Source organism: Fibrobacter sp. UWH5 (assembly GCF_900142505.1).
GTDB lineage: Bacteria > Fibrobacterota > Fibrobacteria > Fibrobacterales > Fibrobacteraceae > Fibrobacter.
This window is the reverse complement of the sequence record NZ_FRBB01000008.1, coordinates 120,132-132,318: the sequence shown is the minus strand read 5'-3', so window position 1 is coordinate 132,318 and position 12,187 is coordinate 120,132. Positions and strand designations below refer to the sequence as shown.

Genomic DNA, 12,187 nt, shown 5'->3' with positions numbered 1-12,187 from the left:
GGCAAAATCGCCACCAATCCTATACACGCTTTTTTGCGGGGAATGGATCCCGATTTTTTGAAAAATGATTGTAAAATTTTTTAGCACGAACAAAGGAGATCCCCCGAACAGGTCGTGGACACCGGAGGGGTGCGGTTTACAGTGCTTTGTCAATTGAAGTTGCTCTGTCGAGCGCGGTTTACAGGGCTTTGTCAATTGTCGGCTGCTTATTATGCATTTTACAGGAGACTTTTGCCAGAATTCACGGAGAGAAAAGATCCACTTTTTTGAGGGAAGTTTTATTTACAGATAAAAAAATCCCGCAGGCTGCGGGATTTTTTAATGCTGTATTTGTTCTGCTTCGACTAGAGTGTTACAAGAACGTTCTCGTATCGATAGAACGAAAGTTAATCCAGGGATTCACCTTCATCATTATGCGACTGGGAACCATAACCGCAATTATCAGAACAACAGAGCGGAGTCGCAACACCGTCCATCTTCAAAACGGTCATTTGAGGAGCGACGTATTCTTTCTTTTCGATATTTTCGTTAATATTCATTTTTCACTCCTTACTTGACGATTGCTTGCTTGCTGTAGAAGGAACCACGATTGGAAGGTTTCTTGTTGAGGCGGCCAGAGAGATCGTACCAACGGTTAGCCTTTTCTGCAACAGGAGCCACAAACGGCTTGACAATGGAAGTGGTTTCTTCTTCCGGGTCAGTCACTTCGCCACCAACAGAAGGATCAACGGTCTTTATAGAATTGAGGCGAACCACCATGGAGTCAGAAAGAACTACAGGAGAAGCCTTGCAAAGAGCGTTACCGCATTCTCCAAGATTACCTGTATACTTCAAGTAAGCGCGCATAGGCATGATGTTTGCCTTTTCTACACGAACAAAGTTGCCGGGAACAAAGCCATCGGACTCAGCACCAGCAAAGCCATAGATGCGGCCAATTTCACCTTCATTGAGAGCTGCAAGGCCCTTTTCTTCGTCAGCACGGCGCCAGACCTTCTTTTCAAGAGCAGTGATGAAAGACCAATCACCAACAGTAGTGTTTTGGGAGGCGGGAGTCTTCTTCAGGGTTACGGCACCAGAAACAGCGAAAGAACCATCATTACCGGTAGGCTTTACAAGGTAAGGTACATAAGCTTCAACGGAGGTAACACCATTTCCAACAACGGTATCACGAGAATTCTCATTAGACTGATCTCTCGGTGTGACGCCCGTAATAGTGTAGAATTCAGCACCAGCAATTACAGACGTACTTGCGCTGAAAGGCAGAGCGATTGTAGAAGACTTGGTGTTTGTGAACTTGCGGTTGAAGACAACCTTGTCGACCTTGAGGTCGTACGGAAGATTGAAAGTTGTAGCCTTGTCATCAAACGTTGCAACAACCTTGCCGTCTTCGTAGGAGATAGCTACGGTTCCTACGTAGTCATTGTCAACGGAGTACATCTTCGTGAAAGCATCTTCATCAGCAACGTAGAGTGCGACAATATTGGACTGATCGTAATCGTTGATGACGGAATGAACGTCGGATTCGTTGGATTTAACGACAACATTAGCCTTTACAACATCATTACAGGTTTCTCCAATCCCAACAATAGACGAAGACTTACAACCAACATTACTGGCAGTAATCGTACCACCGTCATTTTTTCCTACAAGGATATTATTGTTATACCAGTTACCAGAAATCAAACCATCATTCATGACGTAAGCCGTACTATAATCATTATACAATGTCAAGCTAGCACCACTTTGAATATAGGCGACAAAACCACCAAGATTTCTACTTGTCCTTTTAGGATACACACAGCCTTCAACAAAGCTATTTGTGATAACAGCATTTCCTTTACTAGCAATAAAACCAACCATTTCAGCAAGATAACCATCACCAGATCCACTCGTTGAATTGGACGCAACTAGACCAATAAAGGAACAACTATCCAAATAGACCTTACCTGATCCCTTCACCTGTGCAACAAAACCACCAGCGTAAGTATCAGCAGCGATATAGGAGTCCCTAATCTTCAGATTCTTAATCAGAGCAGTTCCGTTTTCCACAGACTGGATAAGACCAGCATTGGAGGATGCCTTGTAATACAAGCCGAAAATGGTATGGTTGGCACCATCCAGAATACCCGTGAATTTCTGTATTGGGGTCCATACATTGCTAGGCACCGACTTTGTATTTTTCATGTCATCGCTCAGCACATTGCTGTTTGCAGTAATATCGGCAGTCAACTTGCCACAAGCACTATGTTCACCACCATTCACCTTGATAGCAAATTCCTTCAGTTCATCATAGGTACCGATCTGGTAGCAACCATTCACGGTCGTCAAAGCATTAGCGCCTACAGCGCAGATGCCGGCAAAAGTCATAGCATAGATTATCTTTTTCATACAAACCTTGATCTTTCTCAGCGACAAAAGATAAATTTTCATTGCATTATTGTCACTAATTTTCTTACAAAATCAGACGTTCCTTTTCCGCTTCCCCCCCCATTTTTTGTTCCTTGTCACACACGAACCCCCAAAATGTTCAGAAGGCGAATTCATTCAAGTACTTTATAAAATCCGCTTATAAACAAAAAAAACACCCCGTAGGGGATTCCTACGAGGCGTTTTTGAAGTTTAGGATCCTGAAACAAGTTCAGGATGACTTTGGGTCAGTTCAGGAATGACGTCCTGTAACTGATTAGATCAGGGCGATGCCGGGGATCACGCCGACCACCAGGAGGGCGATAGCGGCAACGGTCACTGCAAACTTCAGCAGGTAGCTGAAGGGTGCGCTCTTGGCGCATACGCACTTGCATTCGCATTCAGGCTTGAGGGGCATGAAGAGGACGAAGGCGATACGCAGGTAGAACACGGCAGCCACCAGGGAGAGGCCGAAGGCCACGGCTGCGAGCCAGCCCATACCAGCGGAGAATGCGTCGGTGAACAGAGTGAACTTGGCCAGGAAACCAGCAACCGGCGGAAGGCCAGCCAGGCTTGCCAAGCAGACAGTCACGCCCAGAGCAACGAAGGGACGCTTGCGGCCGCGGCCCTGGATTGCTTCCAGAGTTTCGTTGCGGTCGTCACGGCCAGACAGGTAGGCAATACCGGTGAGGGCGCCAGCAGATGCAACGGCGTAGGTCACCAGGAAGTAGAACATGGGGCCCATCTGAACGGTACCGTTTGCAGCGTAGTTAGGCAGCAGCAGGCCGATTACGATAAAGCCGGCGTTCATCACGGCGGAGTAAGCCAAGATGCGACGGATGGACTTCTGGGCGAGACCGCCGAAGGCACCGAACACCATGGAAAGCAGAGCCACGATAACAACCACATAATAGAGGCCCTTGGACTGGGAACCGATGGTCACCTGTTCAGCAAGGTTCCAGGCGGCTGCGGAGCCAGCCTTGGTCACCAGGATGCCGAGCCATACAGAAGCCAGGGCGGCGAGAGCGCCAACCTTAACAACTGCAGCCATGAAGCCGGTCACTGCAACGGAAGCACCGGTGTAGACGTCAGCCACCCAGAAGTGGACAGGAGCGGCACCAGCCTTGAACAGGAGGCCAATCACGGTCATGAACACGCCAATGCCGTAGATGCTTTCGCGACCCGGGAGAATGGCGGAATTGAAGCTGGTAGTACCGGTAGCACCGTAAACCATAGCCACACCGTAGAGGAAGATGGCGCTGAAGATGGAACCGGAAACGAAGTACTTGAAGGCACCTTCGTTAGCGTTTGCATCCTTGCGGCGAATACCCACCAGGGCGTAGATCGGGAAGCTAGCCAGTTCCATGCCCAGGAACAGGGCCACATAGTCGATGGCCTGAGTCATGAGCAGGGCACCAGTAGTAGCAAGCATCAGGAGGGCGTAAGCTTCGCCACCCTTGAACTTTTCGTGGCCCAGGGTCCACTGGAGGCCAGCGATACCCAGGAAGGCGCAGAGCACAATGGCAACGCCCAGGAGGCGGCGGGCCGGATCCATGGCATAGAGGCCGTAGAAGGTATCGGTAGTGACCAGGGCGTAGGCACCGGCTGCGAACAGGGCGAATGCGGAAGCGACCCAGGGAAGGATCTTATGCTTGTTCTCGTCCTTGATGAAGGGTTCTGCAGCCAAGGAAATCAGGGCGCCAACGGCAACCAGGATAACCGGCAAGAGAATGATCATGTTACTCATTAGTTGTTACCTCCTTCAACAGCGGCTTCGGAAGCGGCGGCGGTGTCGACATCCATTTCGCGGAGCTGCTTGATGAGAGATGCGCGTTCTTCTTCGCTGAAACCGTTGGCGGCCAGGTTAGAATCCAGCTGACGGAAGTCTTCTTCGGTCATGGGCTGGGCAACGCTTGCGATATTTTCGTCTTCGGCGGAGGCGGCAGCTTCAGCGGCGGGAACTGCTTCGTTTTCGGCAGTTTCTTCGATCTGCTGGGCGTTGCCGGAGAGCTTAGCCATCTGTTCCACAGCCTGTTCGTCGAAGAGGTGCAGAGCGTTGGTGATGAATGCGGGATGCATACCGAACACCAGGAGCAGGGCGGCCATGATACCGATGGAAGAACCTTCCAGGGCGGTCATCTGGGTGCCGGTCACTTCGCACTTCTGTTCACCGAAGATCACCTTCTGGACGAAGCGGAGCATGTAAGCGGCAGAGAGGATGATGGTGAGACCAGCAACCAGTGCGGGGAGCGGGCCCATATCCCAGAGGGACAGGAGCACGGTGAATTCGCCGACGAAGCCTGCAGTACCAGGAACAGCCAGGGCCATCACAGCCACAAAGCCGAACAGGGTGCCGAACACCGGAGTCTTGCGGGCAAGACCGCCAAGCTTATCCAGTTCGCGAGTTCCAGTCATACGTTCGCCAATGCCCATCAGAAGGAACTGTGCGCCTGCGGAGAGGCCGTGTGCCACCAGGAGCACCAGCACTGCGGGGAGCATAGCTTCGGAAAGGCTAAAGACACCGGCAACAGCCAGGCCGAGGTGACCCATGGAGCTGAAGGCCAGAAGTTTCTTGGCATCCTTGGCGCGGAGAGCCATGAGAGCGCCGTAAACGGCAGTCACGAGGCCCAGCCACATCATGGTGCTGACAGCAGTCATAGAAAGCGGGAAAATCGGGAGGATCCAGGCAATGAAACCAAAGACGCCAGCCTTACTCATTGCACCGGTAAGGATTGCAGAGAGCGGAGCGGGAGCTTCGGAGTAGGAAATTGCCTGCCAGCCGTGGAACGGGAAGATCGGAGTCTTCACCATGAAGGCCAGGAGGAAGCAAACGAGGATAGAGGTCTGGACGGCGGGATCCATGTTCTGGATAGCCAGGGCCAGAGAAAGGAGCAGGGAATTGTCAGCCTTGGTCAGCACGTACCACAGAGCCACCATCATGGGAGCGGAGCCCACCAGGGTGTAGATGGCGAAGGTCATAGCAGCCTTGACGCGATCCTTGCCACCGAAACCGGCGATAAGGATTGCGGCGGGGATCACCATTGCTTCGAAGAAGAAGAAGAACAGCACTGCGTCGGCGGCCAGGAAGGTGCCGTTCATGGCGCCCATCAAGGCGAAGATGCCGATTGCGAAGTTGCGGTAGTTCTTGCAGGTAGTGTTACGAGCAGTGATGAGAGCCACCAGGGAAAGACCAGTGGAAAGGAGCGTCATCCAGGCGCCCAGACCATGGCTGTACAGGTAGTAGTAAACCGGGCCCTTTGCGCCAGGAATGCGGAACCATTCCACAGCTTCGGTAGCCTGGTTGCCACCGGCGATCAGAGCGACGGACATGCCCACAAAGGCAAGGCCGAAGAGGAAAGCCAGGCGGGAAGAAGACTTGGGATCTTCCTTGGAGGTTGCCACCATGAGGATAGCGGCAACGAACGGAGCCAAGACGAGGAGATGCAGAAGCATTAGATCATACCTCCGGTCAGAAGAACAACGAGCACAAGGGCTACAACACCGGCAACGCTAAGAGCGAGCTGCAGGCGAACCTTGCGAACCTGGAAGGAGGCAACGCCATCACCCAGGATTTCAACAATGCCGGCTACCAGCCACTGGACAAACTGAACCAGCTTATCCACGCAGTTTTCGATAATCCAGGCAACAACATTGGTAAGGCAGATGAACCAACCGTGAATGATATCGAAGAGGAAGGTCCAGGTAGCCATCTTGCCGGTAGGAGCAGAAGAGCCCTTGGCTTCAGGAATGCGAGCCTTGCCGAACTTGGCCCAGGCAATCACGAGACCGAGAACAGCAGCGGCAGTGCCGAGACCGGCGAACACCATGGGGTTCACGTGGGCTTCGGAGTGAGCCACGGAGAGCTGTGCAGCACCAACAACAGGAGCAAGCATATCACGGAAGAAGGTAAGGCCGATGGAATCTGCCCACATATAACCGGAGAACACTGCGCCAACGGCGAGAATCACCATGGGGATCAGCATGCAAGCCGGAGCTTCGTGAATGTGATGTTCGCTTTCCTTGGAACCGCGATAGGAACCGAAGAAGGTCAGGATGATCAGACGGCCCATGTAGACTGCGGTAATAACAGCAGTGAGGAGGCCAACTGCATAGTAGTAGGGGCCCATGGGACCGCTCATGTAGAGACGTTCCAGGATCAGGTCCTTAGACCAGAAGCCAGCGAAGCCCGGGATACCGATAATGGCCAGGAATGCAAAGATCATGACGCATGCGGTAACGGGAACCTTCTTGACCAGGCCACCCATCTTGCGCATATCCTGTTCGCCAGCCAGGGCGTGAATCACGGCACCGGCACCGAGGAACAGGGCTGCCTTGAAGAAGGCGTGGGTAAAGACGTGGAAGATGGAAGCATCGAATGCAGCCACACCTGCAGCCATGAACATGTAGCCCAGCTGAGAGATAGTGGAGTATGCCAGCACCTTCTTGATGTCGTTCTGGAAGAGGCCAGCCACAGCTGCCCAGAATGCAGTGAGCATACCGACAACGGTAATGATATCAAGCACGGTGGGGAGCATGGCAAACATAGAACCGAGACGGGCAAGCAGATACACGCCAGAGGTCACCATGGTTGCAGCATGGATGAGGGCGGAAACCGGGGTCGGACCAGCCATTGCATCGGGCAACCAAGTGAGAAGAGGAATCTGGGCGGACTTACCGGTGCAGCCTACGAAGAAGCAGATACCGGCGAGAGACAGGAACGGAATGACGATTTCAACGTGGCCACCGGAAACGACCATCTGGATGAATGCAGCCAGCTGATCGTAGTTGAGGATGGCGGAGCCGCCGATAGTGCAGAGCACCAGCATACCCAGGAGGAAGCCGATGTCACCCACGCGGTTCACGATGAAGGCCTTGTTTGCAGCCTTGCAGTTGTTCACGTCGTGGTTCCAGAAACCGATCAGCAGGTAAGAGCAGAGACCCACACCTTCCCAACCCAGGAAGGTCAGGAGCAGGCTGTCGGAAAGGACCAGCACGATCATGCTGAACAGGAACAGGTTGATGTAGGCGAAGAAGCGGGCAAAGCCACGGTCGCCGTGCATGTAACCGATGGAGTACAGCGCAATCAGGGAGCCGATGCCAGTGACGAACAGCAGCATGATGCGGGACAGACCGTCAAACAGGAATCCGATGTCCACCTTGAGCATGGGGACGTCGATCCAGTTGCAGAGGGTCTGACGGATGCCGGTTTCGGGCATGCCGAAAGCCAGCAGGACAACGCTAGCGAAAGCGAGAGCCGGGAACAACACGGCCAGCGCGCCAACGAAACCTTCGGAAGGGCCCTTCTTGCTGCCGGAAGAAATCACGGCGATGGTACCCAAAAGGATGGTACCGATGAGCGGGAAGAGCGGAATAAACCAAAGCGGTAAATTAGTCATTGATTATTACCCCTTCAAGTTAGAGAAGTCGTTGGAATCAACGCTCTCGCGGTTACGGAAGATCATGATGACCATGGCAAGGCCCACGCAAGCTTCGGCAGCTGCAACAGCAATTGCGAACAGCGGCACGATCTGGCCTGCAACGCTCATTTCGGCAGGCAGGGTCTTGGCAAAGCCCACGAAAGACAGGTTCACGGCGTTCAGGGCGAGTTCAACACCCATGAGCACGAAGAAGATGTTTCTGCGGGAAATGGCCACGATAAGGCCGATGGCGAAAATCACCAGGGCCAAAATCTGAACATACATAGCTTGGAGTTCCATTACTTTTCCTCCTCGATTTCAGAGCCAAGGCGCTTCTTGGCCATGAGCACAGCGGCACCCATGGAAGAAAGGAGCAACAGACCGAGGACTTCGAACAGGACGAAGTAGCCGGGGCCTTCCTGAGCTACGTTAAACAGTGTTTCGGAGGTGAGCTTTACAGAGCCGCGGAGGGTGGTAGCATCGAAGACGATGGGAGCACGAACCAGGGCAAAGCCCACGAGACCGGCGAGAACGATCACGGCCGGAATCACGAACAGGGAAACCTTGTCGAACATGGGAGTCTTGCTGTCCTTACCGGCGTTCAGCACCATGATCACGAAGGTGAGCAACATGATGATTGCGCCTGCGTAAACCATGATCTGGACAACGCCCATGAAGGGGCTACCCAGCAGGCCGTAGATACCGGCCAGGGAGAGCATGGTAAGAACCAGGGAAAGAGCTCCGTAGAGCGGATGCTTGGAAAGGAGCACGCAAACGGCAGAGCCAATTGCGATAATTCCAAGGACAATGAAGTAAATCAGGGCGAGCATTACTTAACCTCCATTCCCCAGACCTTGCGGGCCTCGGCGTTCTTGGTACCGCCCGGAGCCATCTGGCTCTGTGCGTCTTCGGGGTAATCCTTCGGATCCCATTCGATGAGATCGGCCAGGTGTGCCACGAAATCTTCGCGGTTGCGATGTTCAAAAACGATCTGCTTGGTATCCATGCGGAGAGCATCTACCGGGCAGGCTTCGGCGCAAAGGCCGCAGAACACGCAAACCAGGTGGTCGATGTCAAAACGCATGACGCGCTTTTCGATACGGGGATCGTCAGACTGGGTTGCTTCGATAAAGATACAGTGAGCAGGGCAAGCTGCAGCGCACATGCCGCAAGCAACGCAACGGGGAGTGCCATCGGGGCGGAGCATCAAGCGATGCTTGGCGCGATAGGTGTTGCGAACTTCGGGCTGGCCTTCCGGGTAGGAAATAGTGGGAAGTTCTTCGTAGCGGAACAAACCACGGGCAGCATGCTTAAGGGTGGTCCACAGACCGCGCATAGCCTCGAAAATGTAGAGGCGTTCGATGACGGTCATGGGTTTCTGTTTAATAACGCGAGCCATTAGTTACCTCCAACGAGCTTTGCGACAACTGCGGTCACAACGAGGTTCAGGATAGCGATGTTAAGGATAATCTTCCAACCGAGGTTCATCACATGGTCATAGCGGAAGCGGGGCAGAGTCCAACGGACCCAAATCCAGACCCAGCAGAAGAACACGCTCTTGACGACGAGAACCAGCAGGTGGATAACAGCAGTACCGAGAGCAGTACCGATGGTGTTGACGCCAGCGGCGGTATGTGCGATTTCCGGAGTGTAGAACATCCAGGAAGCGACACCGGCAGCGATGAACACGACGGTAGCAATACCGGCAACCAGCTTGTACAGCTTGTATTCCTGCAGGATCACCATCTTGTTGCTCTGGGAAGAAGCGCGGAGCTTCTTGGAGTAGCGGTGCATCATGTGGAGGAATGCGAGGCCGAGGAATGCAAGCACCCAGCAGAGGATGGCCAGGGAGCCGCCCATGTGAGCCTGCATGGTTTCGGTAGTAACGAACGGTACAGAGTAGCCACCCAGGAAGAGGGTTGCCACCAGGAAGGAAGCGATGCAGATATGAGCGTATTCGCCCATGTAGAACATACCGAACTGCATTGCACCGTATTCAGTGTGGTAACCAGCAACCAATTCCGGTTCACCTTCGGCAACGTCGAAGGGAGCACGGCCAGTTTCGGCGATAGTTGCAATGAGGAAGCAGAAGAAAGCCACCGGCTGGGCAACGATACCCCAGACGTGGTGTTCCTGCCAGCTAACGATGTCGGTGAGGCTGAAGGAGCCTGCGAGCACCAGGAGGCCCATCATGGAAAGGCCCTGGCAGACTTCGTAGCTAATGGTCATTGCAGAAGTACGGAGGGAGCCCAGGTAGCTGTACTTGGACTTGGAAGCCCAACCAGCCAGGACAGCACCGAATGCAGACAGAGAAGAGAAACCGAACAGGAGCAAGATGCCCACTTCGGTATCAAGGATGGAACCGCTGATCGTCACGACCTTGCCACCCCATTCGAAAACCAGAGGTCCGAACCAGGGAATGACGCAGGGAGACAGGAACACGATGGCAAACGGGATTGCCGGAGCCACGTAGTACAGGAACTTGCTTGCGCCCTTGGGAGCGAACATTTCCTTGAAGAACAGCTTGGTACCGTCGCACATGTTCTGCACGTAACCCAGCAAGCGGATCTTGCCGAAGTACGGGATCTTGATGTAGGAACGGTTGGGGCCCTGACGGTCCTGCATAAAGCCGGCGCCACGGCGTTCCATAGGAATCAACAGGAGGATGTAAAGGACCGGCACGAAGCAGAAGGCGAACTTCGCAATCGTGATCAGCCATTCAACCCAGGATTTGGATTCAATAATATCCATTATGCGTTACCTCCTTCAAGATGAAGGCCAGTGCTCTTGATGCTGTCGTAAGCGAGGCCGGCGAGAGCCGGGGCGTATTCGGCAGCCTTCTTGAAAGCGTCGTATGCACAGGTGAAGGTGTTGCCAGCCAGTTCAGAGAGAACTTCGTAAGCGGGTCTCAGTTCTGCATCGGGGCAAGTGGGAGCTGCGTTCAACTTCTGGAGAATGTTGAGAGAGTTCACCATGGTGCCCTGGACTTCGCTCCAGTGCCTGATACCGTAAGCAAGGGTAGCCATGTTTGCAGTTTCGTCATTGAAAGCGGAAAGAACGATGCGGGTCGGAATCTTTTCGATTACGTCCATGGACTTGTTGCCATCGCCAACAATGTTGTTGTTCACGCAGACCAGCACGGAGTAGTTGGAAACGTTCTGAGCCAGATCCCACAGATTGTCGTCGGCAAGGCCAAGGAGCTTGAAGCCGGCGCGGTTTGCCATGGGGTCTCCGCTCTTGGCGATGCCATCGGGTTCGGACTTGATCTTGAGAGAACCGCCGAAGATATCGGCACGGTCACCCAGGGATTCCTTCAGCATGCGGAGAGCAGCCAAGTCTTCAATGGTGCATTCGCCACCGGCAACGAGAGCGATCTTGCCAGTTGCAGAAGCGAGAGCTTCCTTGATGACCTTGACGCCACCGATTGCGGGGAGACGGTTCTTGTTAAAGTTCTGGAATGCCATACGGCTGGTGTTAGAGAGCCAGCTGCGGTTCACTTCCGGATTGCAGCGGGGCATGACGCGGTAGATCTTACCGTCGGCATGGTCGATCCAGATGTTTGCGCCCAGGGAGTCATCCATGGAGATGGTCGGGGTGTGGCTCAGGAGCCATACGCGCTTCTGGAAACGGAAGTACTTGGCAGTCATTGCACCGGTGGGGCACACGTCAGTGACGCAGAGGTCATATTCGTGGTCCAGCTTTTCGCCGGGGAACGTGGTGATGTAAGTGTGGTCGGCACGGCCTGCAAGCTGCAGCTGTTCATCCTTGGCCACAGAACGCATGAAGCGGACACAACGGTCGCACTGTACGCAGCGTTCTTCGTCGAGAAGGATTCGGGGACCGATATCCACGTGCTTACCGCCACGGACCTGGCCCTTGGCGTCAACGAACTGGTGAGCCGGATTGCCGTGGTAGTTCTTACCATATTCCGGACGGAGACGGCCTTCGTTCTGACCGCATTCCATGTAGTTTTCCTGCAGGGTGCATTCGCCAGCCTTATCGCAGATAGGGCAATCCAGCGGATGGTTCACCAGCATGAATTCCTGAGTTGCCTTGCGAGCGTTCTTGACGCGAGCAGAGGAAGCAGGAGTATAAATCTTCATACCCGGAGCGACAGGAGTATAGCAGGAGATGACCAGCATACGACCACGGGGGCCTTCCTGTTCAACCAGGCACTGACGGCAGTTACCGGAAACCGGCAGATACGGATGGTAACAGACGTGCGGAGTTTCAATCCCGACAGCCTTCAGGGCTTCGAGGAGGTTAGTATCGCCAGGAACCATCACGGCCTTGTCATCCACGAAGATTTCAACCTTCGGGCTGTTTTCGGTCGGGAGTTTCGGCATGTTATAGTAGTTACTCAT

Annotated in this window: 10 protein-coding genes; all 10 read right to left on the bottom strand. The window is 53.7% G+C overall.

Features of this window, described 5'->3' with window-relative positions; genetic code table 11:
• Nucleotides 1–386: 386 nt before the first annotated feature.
• Nucleotides 387–539 (bottom strand): hypothetical protein, encoded by a 153-nt coding sequence (locus BUB38_RS16335; RefSeq protein ID WP_175547661.1) that lies wholly within the window; start codon nucleotides 537–539, stop codon nucleotides 387–389.
• Nucleotides 540–549: 10 nt separating this feature from the next.
• Nucleotides 550–2,388, bottom strand: a complete 1,839-nt coding sequence (locus BUB38_RS08820; protein WP_139258358.1) for a hypothetical protein — start codon at nucleotides 2,386–2,388, stop codon at nucleotides 550–552.
• A 295-nt stretch (nucleotides 2,389–2,683) separates the two neighbouring features.
• Entirely contained in the window at nucleotides 2,684–4,153 is a 1,470-nt protein-coding gene (locus BUB38_RS08815) for an NADH-quinone oxidoreductase subunit N (protein WP_073159662.1), read from the bottom strand.
• Nucleotides 4,153–5,859 carry a complex I subunit 4 family protein gene (locus tag BUB38_RS08810; protein WP_073159660.1) on the bottom strand — a complete coding sequence of 569 codons (1,707 nt, stop codon included), beginning with the start codon at nucleotides 5,857–5,859 and terminating at the stop codon, nucleotides 4,153–4,155. Before BUB38_RS08810 ends, BUB38_RS08815 begins: the two co-directional genes overlap by 1 nt.
• Entirely contained in the window at nucleotides 5,859–7,802 is a 1,944-nt protein-coding gene (gene nuoL / locus BUB38_RS08805) for an NADH-quinone oxidoreductase subunit L (RefSeq protein WP_073159658.1), read from the bottom strand. The genes BUB38_RS08810 and nuoL overlap by 1 nt, the downstream gene beginning before the upstream one ends.
• A 6-nt stretch (nucleotides 7,803–7,808) precedes the next feature.
• A complete protein-coding gene (nuoK, locus tag BUB38_RS08800) occupies nucleotides 7,809–8,123 on the bottom strand; it encodes an NADH-quinone oxidoreductase subunit NuoK (protein ID WP_073159656.1) in 315 nt (104 codons plus the stop codon).
• Nucleotides 8,123–8,653, bottom strand: a complete 531-nt coding sequence (locus BUB38_RS08795) for an NADH-quinone oxidoreductase subunit J family protein (protein WP_073159654.1) — start codon at nucleotides 8,651–8,653, stop codon at nucleotides 8,123–8,125. Before BUB38_RS08795 ends, nuoK begins: the two co-directional genes overlap by 1 nt.
• Entirely contained in the window at nucleotides 8,653–9,222 is a 570-nt protein-coding gene (locus BUB38_RS08790; protein WP_249269454.1) for a NuoI/complex I 23 kDa subunit family protein, read from the bottom strand. Before BUB38_RS08790 ends, BUB38_RS08795 begins: the two co-directional genes overlap by 1 nt.
• Entirely contained in the window at nucleotides 9,222–10,574 is a 1,353-nt protein-coding gene (locus BUB38_RS08785) for a complex I subunit 1/NuoH family protein (RefSeq protein WP_073159652.1), read from the bottom strand. The genes BUB38_RS08790 and BUB38_RS08785 overlap by 1 nt, the downstream gene beginning before the upstream one ends.
• On the bottom strand, nucleotides 10,574–12,187 hold the full coding sequence (locus BUB38_RS08780; protein WP_073159650.1) for an NADH-quinone oxidoreductase subunit G: 1,614 nt from the start codon (nucleotides 12,185–12,187) through the stop codon (nucleotides 10,574–10,576). Before BUB38_RS08780 ends, BUB38_RS08785 begins: the two co-directional genes overlap by 1 nt.